This is a genomic window from Pseudomonas sp. NFACC37-1 (assembly GCF_900101575.1).
Classification (GTDB): Bacteria; Pseudomonadota; Gammaproteobacteria; order Pseudomonadales; family Pseudomonadaceae; genus Aquipseudomonas; species Aquipseudomonas fluorescens_AA.
Window position 1 is genome coordinate 16,729 of sequence record NZ_FMUZ01000020.1, and the last position, 13,550, is coordinate 30,278.

12 protein-coding genes are annotated in these 13,550 nt (G+C 62.0%); all 12 read right to left on the minus strand.

Annotated elements, in window-relative coordinates:
* Nucleotides 1–88: 88 nt before the first annotated feature.
* The 12 genes from BLP82_RS19515 to iolE all read right to left on the minus strand — a co-directional run bounded on the left by BLP82_RS19515 (nucleotide 89) and on the right by iolE (nucleotide 13,402).
* The gene (locus BLP82_RS19515; RefSeq protein WP_003202859.1) at nucleotides 89–493 is read right to left on the minus strand and encodes a TraR/DksA family transcriptional regulator; all 405 of its coding nucleotides are present in this window, start codon (nucleotides 491–493) and stop codon (nucleotides 89–91) included.
* 328 nt (nucleotides 494–821) lie between these two features.
* Complete coding sequence (locus BLP82_RS19520) at nucleotides 822–1,844, minus strand: ABC transporter permease (RefSeq protein ID WP_060741741.1); 1,023 nt, start codon at nucleotides 1,842–1,844, stop codon at nucleotides 822–824.
* Between the two features lie 236 nt (nucleotides 1,845–2,080).
* Entirely contained in the window at nucleotides 2,081–3,634 is a 1,554-nt protein-coding gene (locus tag BLP82_RS19525) for a sugar ABC transporter ATP-binding protein (RefSeq protein WP_072404897.1), read from the minus strand.
* Nucleotides 3,635–3,708: 74 nt separating this feature from the next.
* A complete protein-coding gene (locus tag BLP82_RS19530; RefSeq protein WP_092171806.1) occupies nucleotides 3,709–4,635 on the minus strand; it encodes a sugar ABC transporter substrate-binding protein in 927 nt (308 codons plus the stop codon).
* Nucleotides 4,636–4,686: 51 nt separating this feature from the next.
* Nucleotides 4,687–4,839 (minus strand): hypothetical protein, encoded by a 153-nt coding sequence (locus BLP82_RS31205; protein ID WP_170842345.1) that lies wholly within the window; start codon nucleotides 4,837–4,839, stop codon nucleotides 4,687–4,689.
* Between the two features lie 142 nt (nucleotides 4,840–4,981).
* A complete protein-coding gene (locus BLP82_RS19535) occupies nucleotides 4,982–6,034 on the minus strand; it encodes a Gfo/Idh/MocA family protein (protein ID WP_092171810.1) in 1,053 nt (350 codons plus the stop codon).
* Nucleotides 6,035–6,173: 139 nt separating this feature from the next.
* Nucleotides 6,174–7,184 (minus strand): bifunctional inositol 2-dehydrogenase/D-chiro-inositol 1-dehydrogenase, encoded by a 1,011-nt coding sequence (locus BLP82_RS19540; protein WP_092171815.1) that lies wholly within the window; start codon nucleotides 7,182–7,184, stop codon nucleotides 6,174–6,176.
* Between the two features lie 33 nt (nucleotides 7,185–7,217).
* Nucleotides 7,218–9,149, minus strand: a complete 1,932-nt coding sequence (gene iolD, locus BLP82_RS19545) for a 3D-(3,5/4)-trihydroxycyclohexane-1,2-dione acylhydrolase (decyclizing) (protein ID WP_092171819.1) — start codon at nucleotides 9,147–9,149, stop codon at nucleotides 7,218–7,220.
* Between the two features lie 167 nt (nucleotides 9,150–9,316).
* On the minus strand, nucleotides 9,317–10,138 hold the full coding sequence (locus tag BLP82_RS19550; RefSeq protein ID WP_092171823.1) for a TIM barrel protein: 822 nt from the start codon (nucleotides 10,136–10,138) through the stop codon (nucleotides 9,317–9,319).
* Between the two features lie 34 nt (nucleotides 10,139–10,172).
* Nucleotides 10,173–11,675 (minus strand): CoA-acylating methylmalonate-semialdehyde dehydrogenase, encoded by a 1,503-nt coding sequence (locus BLP82_RS19555; protein WP_092171828.1) that lies wholly within the window; start codon nucleotides 11,673–11,675, stop codon nucleotides 10,173–10,175.
* A 30-nt stretch (nucleotides 11,676–11,705) separates the two neighbouring features.
* A complete protein-coding gene (iolB, locus tag BLP82_RS19560; protein ID WP_092171832.1) occupies nucleotides 11,706–12,515 on the minus strand; it encodes a 5-deoxy-glucuronate isomerase in 810 nt (269 codons plus the stop codon).
* Nucleotides 12,512–13,402, minus strand: coding sequence for a myo-inosose-2 dehydratase (gene iolE, locus BLP82_RS19565; RefSeq protein WP_092171837.1), 891 nt, complete (start codon nucleotides 13,400–13,402; stop codon nucleotides 12,512–12,514). Before iolE ends, iolB begins: the two co-directional genes overlap by 4 nt.
* Nucleotides 13,403–13,550: the final 148 nt, after the last annotated feature.

Genomic DNA, 13,550 nt, shown 5'->3' on the forward strand with positions numbered 1-13,550 from the left:
TCAACGGAAGTAGACGAACAGCCACGGGCGAAAGCAAAAGATCGCGGCCTTCGTCAAAAGGTCGCGATCTTTTTTCGGAAAACGCGAATCAGGCCTGACGCTGGTGCTTGTCGATCTGTTCGTGACGTTCCTGGGCTTCGATGCAGTACTTGGTGGTCGGGCTGATCAGCAGGCGCTTGAGGCCGATCGGCTCGCCGCTGTCGTCGCACCAGCCGAAGCTGTCGTCGTTGATACGGTCCAGGGCCTGCTCCAGTTGAGGCAGCATGCGCTGATCGCGATCGATGGCGTTGACCAGCCAGGTACGCTCTTCTTCTACGGAAGCAGCGTCCGCCGGGTCGGCCGGGGTGTCCAGGCTCTCAATGGCGATTCGGTTCTGTTCGATGCGCTCGTGGGTTTCGACCTTCATGTTCTGCAACAGCTTGGTGAAGAAAGCCAGCTGCTCGGCATTCATGTAGTCATCCGCCGGCATGGCCAGCAACTTTTCCTTTGTCATTGATTTCTCTATAAAAAAACGTGCATTAAGGCGAATTATGGAGCGTCCCGCAGCGCAGCTGCCACGCTCATCGGGAAAGGCGCCGTCTATTCCAAGCGCCACCCGGCACTCAATTTACGAGGGGCGGCAGTCTAAGGCCGAGTCGAGGCCTCAGCAACTGAAAACATAGGGAAAATGTCCGACAACCCCCTCAAATGTTCTCTGACAGGCTTTTGGCAGTCATCGGAGTGCGTTTATAACAAGAAATTCGCTGCAATAGCTGTATTAAGAAGACAAATGGCAACGCCACGCGGGTCAGGCGTGGCGCTTTGTCGCAACCTCAGGGGATTCAGCGCTTGAGTTTGCGCTTGTTGCGGTACTGATCGATGACCACCGCCACCACGATGATCAAGCCCTTGATGATGTCCTGGATATAGGCATCGACGCCGACGAAGGTAAAGCCGCTGGCCATCACCCCGAGGATCAGCGCCCCGATCACGGTCCCGGTGATGCGCCCCACCCCGCCCGCCAGGCTGGTGCCGCCGATCACCGCCGCCGCAATCGCGTCCAGCTCATAGGACATGCCCATGCCCGCCTGCCCGGTCGCCGCTCGCGCCGAAGCCACCACACCGGCCAAGCCCGCCAGCAACCCGGCAATGCTGTAGACGATCACCAGGTGGCGCTTGACGTTGATGCCCGAGGTCCGCGCCGCCTGCATGTTGCCGCCAATGGCGTAGGTGTACTTGCCGTACTTGGTGTAGCGCAGGGCGATGTGGAAGATCACCGCCACCACCAGGAAGATGATCACCGGCATGGCGCCATGGCCGATGGCGGTGTACGAATCGGACAACATGCTCACCGGCTGGCCTTCGGTGTAGTAGCGCGCCAGGCCACGGGCCGAGACCATCATGCCGAGGGTGGCAATGAACGGCGGGATGCCGGTAATGGCAATGATGCTACCGTTGATCGCCCCGGCCAGCAGCCCCACCCCGAGCCCCGCCACCACCGGGATCCACACCGGCAAATCCGTCAGCGAGGGAAACACCGCCCGGGCGAAGTCCGAGGTCTGGGCCAGGCTGGCGGCGATCATGGCCGACAGCGCCAGCACCGAGCCGGACGACAAGTCGATACCGGTGGTGATGATCACCTGGGTCACGCCGATGGCCAGCAGGCCGATGATCGACACTTGCAGGATCATCAACACCAGGCGCTGGGAGTTCATCAGGAAACTCTGGTCACGCATGATCCAGCCGAACATTTCGAACACCAGGCCGATGCCGATCAGCACCAGGAAGATGCTCAGTTCCGTCGGCAGGCGCCGCCGGGACCTGGTCGGTGCTGCCGCAGGTTTGTTTTCCAGTATCGCGTTCATAGCCATTCACCTTTTTTATCTGTTCGCTCCCGCCGGGCGTAGGAGCTGGTAGGAGCTGGTAGGAGCTGTCGAGTGCAACGAGGCTGCGATCTTTCCCCAGACACTTGAATCTCAAGCGAAAGATCAAAAGATCAAAAGATCAAAAGATCAAAAGATCAAAAGATCAAAAGATCGCAGCCTTCGGCAGCTCCTACAGCAGCTCTACAGCCGTTCCTACAGTGGCGAGTTCCTATTTATCAGGACAGCCCCGAAGCCAGTTGCATCACTCGTTCCTGGGTCGCTTCGCTGCGGTCGAGGGTGCCCATCAGGTCACCTTCGTGCATCACCATGACCCGGTCGCTCATGCCCAATACTTCCGGCAGTTCCGAGGAAATCATGATCACCGCCATGCCTTCGCTGGCGAGGTAGGAAATCAGCCGATAGATCTCGGCCTTGGCGCCCACATCGATGCCGCGGGTCGGCTCGTCGAGAATCAGGATGCGCGGGTTGGTCATCAGCCAGCGCGCCAGCAGCGCTTTCTGCTGGTTGCCGCCGGACAAGGTGTCGATGCACTGTTCCAGCGACGGGGTCTTGACCCGCAGCTTCTTGCACATGTCCTCACACAAGGCGCGCAGGGCTTTCTGCTGGATGAAACCGTTGCCGACGTAATGGGGCAGCACCGCCATCTCCATGTTCTCCAGCACCGACAGGCACGGGAACAGGCCGCTGAGCTTGCGGTCCTCGGTCAACAGCGCGAAGCCCTTCTCGATGGCCATGTGCGGGTCGCTGATGCGCACGGGTTGGCCGTCCAGCCGGATCTCGCCGCCAGTGCTCGGGGTTACGCCGAAAATCGCCTCGGCCACGTTGGTCCGGCCCGAGCCCATCAACCCGGCGATGCCCAGGATCTCCCCGGCATGCAGGTCGAAGGACACGCCTTTGAAAATGCCGTCCAGGCTCAGGTCGCGCACCGACAGCACCAACTCACCGATGGGTTGCTCCCGCACCGGGAACAACTGGCTCAATTCACGCCCGACCATCATCGAAATCAGGCTATCGCCATCCATGCTGTCGGCCCGTTGCAGGCCGATGTAGGCACCGTCGCGAAACACCGCCACTTCATCGGCGATGGCGAACACTTCGTTCATCTTATGGGTGATGTAGATAATGCCCTTACCCTGGGACTTGAGGTCGGCAATGATCGAGAACAGGTGGGCGACTTCGGTCTCGGTGATGGCCGAGGTCGGCTCGTCCATGATCAGGATGTCGGAGTCATACGAGACGGCCTTGGCAATCTCCACCATCTGCCGCTCGGCGATGCTCAGGTTGCCCACCTGCTCCTCGGGATCGAGCTTGATGCGCAGGCGCTCCAGCAGCCGGGCGGTGCAACGGTGCATCTCGCCATGGTCGACCATGTGCAGGCCGTTGAGCTGCTCGCGGCCGATCCAGATGTTTTCGGCGATGCTCATGTGGGGCATCAGGTTCAGTTCCTGATGGATCATCGCGATGCCGGCCTGCAACGCCGCCAGCGGCGTGTCGAACCTCACAGGCTTGCCGCGCAGGCGCAGCTCACCGGCGTCGGGCTGGTAGATGCCGGCGATGATCTTCATCAAGGTGGATTTGCCCGCACCGTTCTCGCCCATCAGGGCCAGCACGGAACCGGGGCGTACCCGCAATTGAACATCGGACAGGGCCACCACACCGGGAAAGCCCTTGCTGACATTGACGACTTCCAGCAGGTACGGCTCATCAAGTGATACATCCGGCTGGAAAGTCATGGCCGGGGCGCTCGAAGCAGTCGCTGAAGCGAACATGATCAGGTACTCCCTCGGCAAGGTCGGCGTTGCAACCTTGCCTGCTTATTATTGTGGTGGGACCGGGTTGAACGTCACTTGAACTGATCGACGTTTTCCGGCGTGATCAGGCGGTACGGCACCCAGACGGCCTGCTCGACCGGCTGCTTCTTGACCATTTTCACCGCCGTGTCGATCGAGCCATCGGCCTGGCCCTTGGCGTCCTGGAACACCGAGACCGCCATTTCGCCTTTCTTGATCGCGTTCAAACCGTCCGGCGTGCCATCGACCCCGGCAATCAATACCGTGCCCGGCTTAGTGCCCACTTGCTTGAGTGCCATGGCGGCGCCGATGGCCATCTCGTCGTTGTTGGCCACCACCGCCTGGAACTCGCGTCCCTGGGTCAGCCAGTCGTTGACCAGGGTCATGCCCTTGTCGCGCAACCAGGTGCCGGTCTGTTCCTGTTCGATCTTGATGCCCGGGTACTTGGCCAGCACATCCTTGACGCCCTTGGTGCGGTTGGTGGTGGAGTTGTTGGCCAGGTCACCCAGCAGGATCACGATGTTGCCCTTGCCACCCATCTTCTCAGCCAGGTACTGCATCTGCATGCGCCCGGCTTCCAGGTCGTCGGAGGCCACGGTGACCACTCCTTCCGGTAACTTCGGTTCGTCCGGGCGGCGGTTGACGTACACCAGCGGGATGCCGGCCGCCACGGCGGCCTTGGTGATGCGCTGGGTCGCGGCGGTGTCCACCGGGTTGACGATGAGCGCATCGACCTTCTGGCTGATGAAGCTTTCCACCTGGCTCAACTGCTTGACCACATCGCTGCGGGCGTCCTCGAACTGCAGGGTGACGCCGTCCGGCAGGGACTTGGCTTTCTTGTCCATGGATTCGCGCAGGTAGGTCAACCAGGTGTCATCGAACTGGGACATGCTGACGCCGATCTTCAGGTCCGCCAGGGCAGCGCCGCTGGTGAGCATCAACGACAGGGCCAGCGAGGCGATACGGGTCTTGGTCTTCATGAACGGTCTTTCTCCACTTTTTTGTTGGTTTTATGGATAAGGCGTAGCGGATCAGGAACGGGGCAAACGCACGATGGGCGCGCCGGGCATGCAACAGACCACGGCGCCGTTGCGCTGGATACACAGGGATTCGAACAAGGGAAAGACTGCGGACAGACGCAGTAGACGTGGCAGGTGAAACGCAGAGCGGCTGAAGGTTTTCATCGACGGTACCTAGCTGTGTTTCTTGTTTTTGTTTCGTCTGTCGTCCGTTCAAGACTGGCTTGGCGGAAGACAAACAGGATTGTCGGTAACCTGGAATCGACTTTATTGGAAAATATTTTCCATATCAACCTGTTTTAGAATTTTATTCGTTTTTTATTCCATGACCCACCGGCGTGGACAACCGCACCACTTCGCCCTGCCCGGCACTCTGCCTGGCAGCGTCGAGGATGCGGGTGGTCGCCAGCGCATCACGGGCCTCCACGGGCAGCGGGCTAGTGCCCTGGAACGCGGTTTGCAGGTGTTGGTAGAACGCCAGCCAGCAGCCACGTTCCGAGGTCACTCGCTCGCGCTCGGTGCCATGTTCGAACCAGCCCCAGCGCCGATGTTCCTCAGCCCCCCAGCGCTCGCCCTCGGTCGCCGGGCTCAACCCGGCCAATGCCTGGGCCTCCTGCCCGTCCAAGCCGTCGACGGTGTAGCAGCCCTGGGTGCCGTTGACCCGGAAACGTGGGCGCGGAGCGTTTTGCACGCAATTGCCGCTCAGGTGAGAGATCACGCCGCTGGCATGGGTCAAGGACATGAAGAAGCCGTTGTCGAACACCTGGCCTGGCTGACGGTAGTCCAGCTCGGCGTAGACCCTGGTCACTGGCCCGAACAATTGCAGCGCCTGGTCCACCAGATGGCTGCCGAGATCGCGCAGGAATCCGCCACCGCTACCTTTCCCCACCGACGTTGGCGAATAGCGCTCGACACTGGATTCAAAACGAATGACCTGGCCCAAGGCGCCGGATGCCAGCAGCTTGCGCAGGGTCAGGAAATCCGAATCCCAGCGACGGTTCTGGTACACACAGAGCGGCACATTGCACCGCTCGGCCGCCACCACCATCGCTTCAGCCTCGGCGGCATCGCGGGCAAACGGTTTGTCGCTGACCACGGCCACGCCACGTTCAATGGCTTCCATCACCACGGCCGGGCGGCCGTCCAAAGGCGTGGACACCACCACCGCATCGATGCCCGCCGCCACCAGTTCGGCGAGGGTGTCAAAAGCCTGGACGTGTGGGTAATCACTCGCCAACTGCTGGCGTCGCTCGACGGACCGGGTCACCACGCCGACGAACGTAGCCCCCGGCAAGCTGCTGATCAGCGGCGCGTGAAAGAACCGCCCACCCTTGCCGTAGCCGACTAGCCCGATTCGCATGAAAACTCCTTGTTAATCACTGAATGAATGCAATCGCTGTGGGAGCGGGCTTGCTCGCGAAGACGGCGGTACATTCAACATTGATGTCGACTGACACTCTGCCTTCGCGAGCAAGCCCGCTCCCACAAGGGATTGCGGGTTAGCCATAGAAGGGTGGGCGCTCGGGCAGCTCGACCTTGACGATCTGCCCGCTCTGCTGCGCTTCGACACAGGCATCCGCCGCCACCGCCGCGGCAAACCCATCCCAGGCCGAGGGCCCGCCCACTTGCCCGGCGCGCACGCCGTCGATGAAGGCCTGCAACTCGACGTCATAAGCGGCGATGAAGCGGTCTTTCCAATCCATCAGGATCGCATTGGACAGCTTGGCGCCGCTACGCAGTTGCACCTGGGACGGTTCCGGCAGCTTGGCGATGCCGGTCTCTCCCACCACTTCGCACTGGATGTCATAGCCGTACTGGCAATTGACGAACACCTCGACGTCGATGCGCGTGCCCCGGGCGGTTTCCAACAGGACGATCTGCGGGTCCCGCAAGTGAGCCAGGGCCTTGCTGGTCTTGCGTGGGAACACCACCTGCACCGACACGTAGTCATCGGCCAGCAACCAGCGCAACACATCCAGCTCGTGGATCAGGGTGTCGGTGATCGCCATGTCGGTCTTGTAGTTCTCGCCCACGCGCGGGTTACGGTGGGCGCAGTGCAGCATCAGCGGCTCACCGATCTGGCCGCTGTCGATCACCGCCTTGAGCGCGCGATAGCCTTCATCGTAGGGCCGCATGAAACCGACCTGCACCAGGCGCTTGCCATGGGCCACTTCGGCGTCGACGATCTTGCGGCAACCTTCAGCCGTGACCGCCAGGGGCTTTTCGCAGAACACCGGTTTGCCCGCTGCAATCGCCGCCAGCACGAATTCTTCATGGCTCGGGCCCCAGGAGGTGACAAGGATCGCCTCCACGTCCGGCGCCTTGATCAGCGCATGACCGTCGGGGTAGACCTCGGCGGTCAGCTTGAGATCGGCAACGACATTGGCCGCTTGTTGCAGGTTGATGTCAGTCACCGCCACCACCTGGCTGTTGAGCAAGGTCTGGCTGCAACGACGAATATGGTCCTGGCCGATGGCCCCGGTGCCGATGACGCCCAGCTTCAAAGACATGTAGAACTCCTTTCGTAGGGGGGGTTGGGGCAATCAGTATTGACGGGCCTTGGCCAGTCGTTCGTTGAGGGTCTTGGCGACGGCATCGGTGCGGGCGCTGGTGGAGACTTGCGCCACGCCCACACGCCACCACGACAGGTAGCTGTGAATCATGGTCTTGGGCAGGACCTTGATATCGATCAAGGTGGAGACCGTCTGGCGCCGCGCATCCGCCAGGGCCGCGCGCAGCTCCTCCAGGGTCGTCGCCTTGTAGGTCTTGCAGCCGTAGGCCGCAGCGTTCATGGCGAAGTCCACCGGCACGAAGTCACCGTCGAGCTTGCCGGTGTCCGGGTTGCGGAAACGAAATTCGGTGCCGAAGCTGTCCATGCCATTTCCCATCTGCAAATTGTTGATGCAGCCGAAGGCCATGTTGTCCAGCAGCACCACGTTGATCTTGCGGCGCTCCTGGATCGAGGTCGCCAGTTCCGAGTGCAGCATCATGTAGGAGCCATCACCCACCAGGGCGTACACCTCTTTATCGGGCTCGGCGAGCTTCACACCCAAGGCCGCGTTCACCTCATAGCCCATGCACGAATAGCCGTACTCGACGTGATAGGTGTTCACCCCCTTGCTGCGCCAGGCGCGCTGCAAGTCGCCGGGCAAGCTGCCGGCGGCGGCGACGATAATCGCATCGTCGGCCAGGGTTTCGTTGAGGGTGCCCAGCACACGGCTCTGGGTCAGGCAGGAACCGGTGAGTTCGATGAATTCGCGAAACACCGCCGGGTCCATGTGGTCGTCGATTTCCGGGAGGAAATCCTCGGTTTGATAATCGGCCTGGTAGATCCGATCGACCTCGGCATCCAACTGGGCCTTGGCGTCGGCGATCTGCCCGCCCCATTCAGCGCGATAGTCACCCAGCGCGGCGGACAGTGACTCCAGGCCCGAGCGGGCATCGGCCAGCAGTTGCACGCCGTCGAGCTTCAAGGCGTCGCAGGGGCTGATGTTGAGGTTGAGGAACTGCACGTCCGGCTGCTGGAACAACCATTTGGAGCCGGTGGTGAAATCGCTGTAGCGCGTGCCGATGCCGATGATCAGGTCGGCTTTCTTGGCCAGCAGGTTCGCCGCCAGGCAACCGGTTTCACCGACGCCGCCGACGTTCAGCGGGTGGCTGGACACCACGGCGCTCTTGCCGGCCTGTGTCTCGGCGAAGGGAATGTCGAAACGCTCGGCGAAGGCCTGCAACGCCGCATTGGCCCCGGAATACCGCACGCCGCCGCCACAGATGATCAACGGTCGGCGCTTGCCCTTGAGCAGCGCCAGGGCGTCGCCGAGCATTGCCTCGGTGGCTGGGCGACGGTCGATGCGGTGCACGCGTTTTTGCAGGAAGTAGTCCGGATAATCGTAGGCTTCGGCCTGGACGTCCTGGGGCAGCGCCAGAGTCACCGCGCCGGTTTCAGCCGGGTCGGTGAGCACGCGCATGGCCTGGATCGCCGCGGTCATCAACTGCTCGGGGCGGTTGATGCGGTCCCAGTATTTGCTCACGGCCTTGAAGGCGTCGTTGGTGCTGATGCTCAGGTCGTGGAACTGTTCGATCTGCTGCAGCACCGGGTCCGGCTGGCGACTGGCATAGACATCGCCGGGCAATAACAGCAACGGAATGCGATTGGCCGTGGCGGTGGCCGCGGCGGTCAGCATATTCGCCGCACCAGGGCCCACCGACGAGCTGCAGGCGTAGATCTTGCGCCGCAGGTGCTGCTTGGCAAAACCGACGGCCGCGTGAGCCATGCCCTGTTCGTTACGGCCCTGATGGACCACCAGGTCGCCGCTGTCCTGCTCCAGCGCCTGGCCCAGGCCCAGCACGTTGCCATGGCCGAAAATGGTAAAGACCCCGGCGACGAACTTGCTCTGGACGCCATCGACCTCGACGTATTGGTTATCGAGGAATTTCACCAGGGCCTGGGCCATGGTCAGTCGTGTTGTGGTCATGCTTGCACCTTTTTTTGGAATGCACATCTTGCGGCTGGCCCAAATCTCCTGTGGGAGCGGGCTTGCTCGCGAAAGCGGTGTGCCAGGCGAAATCGATGTTGAATGTGCCACCGCCTTCGCGAGCAAGCCCGCTCCCACATGGGGTCTGCGCCAGACCAACAATCGTGTCAGGCCTGGGGATTGCGCAGGTGATTCATGCTCGCCCCCAACGCCTGGCGAATGTCGGCCAGTTCGTGGACGCTCTCGGCAAACGGCTCGAAGGACAGGTAGCCCTCATACCCCCCGGCCCGCAGCGCCTCGATCTGCGCGGCATTGCCGAGAATGTCAGCCGCACCCACCAGCACCCGGTGGCCGTCACGAATGGTCGCCAAGGGGGCCTGGGCATCTTCGACGCCGGAGATGTGCACCAGCCCGGTCAGTTCGGGAAAGAACGCCTGCTCCCCTGCCAGATGATGGTGAAAGGTGTCGTGCACCAGGCGGAACACATCCAGCCCGCCAATGGCCTGGATCGCGTCCACTGCCGTGCGCTTGCGCCGCAGCGAGCACTCTTCGAAACCCAGAGGCTCGATGAAGCCGTAGATGCCAAAGGCGCGCAGGATCGGTGCCAGTTCGCTAAGGGCCGTACGCAGCCCTGTGGCGCGCTCGGCTTCGCTGCGCGAGTCGGCGCGGTCATTGAGCGGGCACATCACCAGCCCTTCGGCGCCGCATTCGCGGGCGTAGTCGGCCAACCTCACCGCTTGGGTCCGACGCTCCTCGTTCCACACGTCGAAGGGGTAAAGGGCATTGATCGACAACACCTTGATGCCCCTTTCCTCACATAACTCGCGCACCCGACCGGGCGGCATGCCGTCTTCGATCTCCACACCCTTCAGATCGTTGCGGATCTCGATGGCATCGGTTCTCAACGCCAGCGCCAGGTCGATGAACTCGGGCAGTGACAGGCGCGGTGCAACCATTCGGTTCAAGGCAAAACGCAGGGGCTTGTTCATTGTTATTCTCCCTCCGGCACTTGTAAAAAACGGGTTATTGAGCAGTCGGCATGCTGAACTCGGGCCCCTTGGCGATGCTGTCGGGCCAGCGCTGCATCACGCTTTTGTAGCGGCTGTAGAAGCGCAGCCCTTCTTCGCCGTAGGCATGGTGATCGCCGAACAGCGAACGCTTCCAGCCGCCAAAGGAATGCCAGGCCATGGGCACCGGGATCGGCACATTGATGCCCACCATGCCGACCTTGATGTTGCGAGCGAACGCCCGGGCGATGCCACCGTCACGGGTGAAGCACGACACGCCGTTGCCGAACTCATGGGCGTTGATCAGCGCCACCGCCGTGGCGAAGTCCGGCACACGGACAATCCCCAGCACCGGCCCGAAAATCTCTTGCTGGTAGATGCTCATCTCAGCGGTGACCTGGTCGAACAGCGTCGCCCCGACAAAGAACCCCAGCTCGGCCCCCGGCACCTTGAAACCACGGCCATCGACGATCAGGCGCGCGCCCTCGGCCACGCCGGCGTCGATGAAACCTTCCACCTTGGCCTTGTGCTCGGCGGTGACCAGCGGCCCCATATCGGTGCCGGGCTGCTGGCCGTTGCCGATCTTCAGTTGATCAATACGGGGCAACAGTCTGGCAATCAATTCATCCCCCACATCACCCACCGCCACGGCGATGGAAATCGCCATGCAGCGTTCGCCGGCCGAGCCGTAGGCCGCCCCGATCAACGCATCCGCGGCCTGGTCGAGATCGGCATCGGGCATGACGATCATGTGGTTCTTCGCCCCGCCCAGGGCCTGGACACGCTTGCCGTGCGCCGTGCCTTGCTGGTGGATGTACTCAGCGATCGGTGTGGAGCCGACAAAGGAAATCGCTTCGATGTCCGGGTGCTGCAACAGCGCATCCACCGCCACCTTGTCGCCTTGGACGACGTTGAACACGCCATCCGGCAGGCCGGCTTCCGTCAGCAAGCGGGCCATCAGCAAACTGGCGGACGGATCACGCTCCGAAGGCTTGAGGATGAAGCAGTTACCGGCAACCAGCGCCAGGGGAATCATCCACAGCGGCACCATCACCGGGAAATTGAACGGCGTGACCCCAGCGCATACGCCCAGGGGCTGGCGCAGGTTCCAGTTGTCGATGCCGCCACCGATGTTGTCGCTGAAATCGGTCTTGAGCAGGTTCGGCGCACCGCAGGCGTACTCGACGATCTCGATGCCCCGGGTGACTTCACCGTGGGCGTCGGACAGCACCTTGCCGTGTTCACGGCTGATGATCTGCGCCAGTTCGTCGTGATGCCGATCGAGCAATTCCTTGAACTTGAACATCACCCGCGAACGACGCAGGGACGACTGCTCGGACCAGCCCGGGAACGCCGCCAGCGCCGAAGCCACCGCCGCGTCGACAGTGCCCGGTTCGGCCAGGGCCACCCGGGCCTGCACCGCGCCGGTGGCCGGGTTGAAGACATTGCTCAGGCGCGCGTTGTCGCTGGCCTGCACTCGACCGTTGATGTAATGGCCTACTATCGGGGCGTCGCTCATTGTTCTTGTTCTCCCTGCGTATGTATGGGGTCAGAGATCCAGCAGCCAGCTGTGCTGCGGATCGTTATGGAATTGCCAGACCCGCTTCGGGCCGGCCATGACGTTCAGGTAATACGACTCGTACCCGTAGGGCACACTGACCGGGTGATAACCCTTGGGTACCACCACCAGGTCACTGTTTTCCACCGCCATGGCCTGGTCGATGCTGCGATCGTCGGTGTAGACCCGCTGGAACACGAAGCCTTGGGACGGGTTGACCTGGTGGTAATAGGTCTCTTCGAGAAAGCTCTGGTGTGGCAGGTCGTCGGTGTCGTGCTTGTGTGGCGGGTAACTCGAAGAGTGTCCCGACGGCGTGCGCACTTCCACCACCAGCAGCGAGTGGGCCGGTTCGCTGTCCGGCAGAATGTCGCAGACATAACGGGTGTTGGCGCCCTTGCCGCGCACGCTGCGTTTCATGCTCTCCGGGCGGATCAGCCGTGGGCCGTATTCGTTACGCGCCGAACCTGGCGCGGCACACACCGCCACCTGCACATCGCTCAGGGCAGTGACCTGGGCCTGGCTGCCCGGTGGCAGGTAAGCGGCATAGGGTGACTTGTCCTCGAACACCGACTGGCGATCACCCAGGTTGTCCCAATCGAAGGCGCCCTGCCCCGGCGCTTCGCCCTTGAGACTGATGCGACCACTGAGCAGCACCAGGCACAGCTCCTGGTCCCCGGCGGCCACCGGCAGGGTTTCACCCAGGCCCAGGCGGTAGGCGGCGAACCCGACGTATTCCAACTCACCCGCTGGCAACTGGACCATGGTTCGGCCGCTGGGATGGCTCTTGATCAACAGGCTCATGACGCACTCCTTTCCAGCAAGGCACGCAGAGTGTCGTAACCCTTCTTGGCGTAGGCATAACTCGGCGCTACGGCGGGATCCTGCTCGGCTTCCACCACCAGCCAGCCTTGGTAGTCGGCGGCCAGCAGCACATCGAGCAACGCGGCAAAGTCGATGTCACCATCTCCCGGCACGGTGAAGGTGCCGTTGATGATGCAGTCGGGGAAGCTCCAAAGGTTATTGCGCGCCAGTTGCACCACCGGCTTGCGCACGTCCTTGAAATGCACATGGCAGATCCGTTCGATGTGTTTGCGCAGCACCTGCAACGGTTCGCCACCGCCCATGTAGCAGTGACCCGAATCGAACAACAGGCCCACTTCGCTACCGGTCAGGGCCATCAATTTGTCGATGTCCGCGGGTGACTCGACATAAGCGCCCATGTGGTGGTGATAGACCAGGCGCACGCCTTGGGACAAGGTGAAGCGCGCCAGTTCGGTGAGTTTGTCAGCGTAGGCTTGCCAGGCTTCGTCGGTGTGAAAACGCGGCCGCTCGACCAATGGAATGCGTTGGCCTTGAATGGAGTCGGCGACCTCGCCGTACACCAGCACGTTGGCGCCGTTCTGCGCCAACAGCTCGACGTGGCTGGCGATGGCGTCGATCTCCTGCGCCGCCGAGCGCCGGGCCAGGCGACTGGAATACCAGCCGGAGACCAGCGCCAGGTCATACGGCCGCAGCACATCGCCGACGCCCTTGGCGTCCTTGGGGAACTTGCCGTTGAGCTCGAAGCCTTCGTAGCCGATGGCTTTGCCTTCACTCAGCGCGGTACTCAACGGCGTCTCGCCGCCCAGCGATGGCAAGTCGTCGTTGCTCCAGGAAATCGGGTTGATGCCAATTCGAATAGCGGGCATGGCTGCACCTTTTATTGTTCTCAAACTGAATATCGAAAACCATTTGTGAATACATCACTGTGGCGAGGGGATTTATCCCCGCTGGGCTGCGAAGCGGCCCCAAACTCTGGCAACGCGGTGTGTCAGGCAATTTACATTCAGCCGTCAA

Excerpts from the sequence above, each read along its gene's own strand:
- BLP82_RS19515 (WP_003202859.1), bottom strand. The coding sequence starts at position 493 with ATGACAAAGGAAAAGTTGCTGGCCATGCCGGCGGATGACTACATGAAT.
- BLP82_RS19520 (WP_060741741.1), bottom strand. The coding sequence starts at position 1,844 with ATGAACGCGATACTGGAAAACAAACCTGCGGCAGCACCGACCAGGTCC.
- BLP82_RS19525 (WP_072404897.1), bottom strand. The coding sequence starts at position 3,634 with ATGTTCGCTTCAGCGACTGCTTCGAGCGCCCCGGCCATGACTTTCCAG.
- BLP82_RS19530 (WP_092171806.1), bottom strand. The coding sequence starts at position 4,635 with ATGAAGACCAAGACCCGTATCGCCTCGCTGGCCCTGTCGTTGATGCTC.
- BLP82_RS31205 (WP_170842345.1), bottom strand. The coding sequence starts at position 4,839 with ATGAAAACCTTCAGCCGCTCTGCGTTTCACCTGCCACGTCTACTGCGT.
- BLP82_RS19535 (WP_092171810.1), bottom strand. The coding sequence starts at position 6,034 with ATGCGAATCGGGCTAGTCGGCTACGGCAAGGGTGGGCGGTTCTTTCAC.
- BLP82_RS19540 (WP_092171815.1), bottom strand. The coding sequence starts at position 7,184 with ATGTCTTTGAAGCTGGGCGTCATCGGCACCGGGGCCATCGGCCAGGAC.
- iolD (WP_092171819.1), bottom strand. The coding sequence starts at position 9,149 with ATGACCACAACACGACTGACCATGGCCCAGGCCCTGGTGAAATTCCTC.
- BLP82_RS19550 (WP_092171823.1), bottom strand. The coding sequence starts at position 10,138 with ATGAACAAGCCCCTGCGTTTTGCCTTGAACCGAATGGTTGCACCGCGC.
- BLP82_RS19555 (WP_092171828.1), bottom strand. The coding sequence starts at position 11,675 with ATGAGCGACGCCCCGATAGTAGGCCATTACATCAACGGTCGAGTGCAG.
- iolB (WP_092171832.1), bottom strand. The coding sequence starts at position 12,515 with ATGAGCCTGTTGATCAAGAGCCATCCCAGCGGCCGAACCATGGTCCAG.
- iolE (WP_092171837.1), bottom strand. The coding sequence starts at position 13,402 with ATGCCCGCTATTCGAATTGGCATCAACCCGATTTCCTGGAGCAACGAC.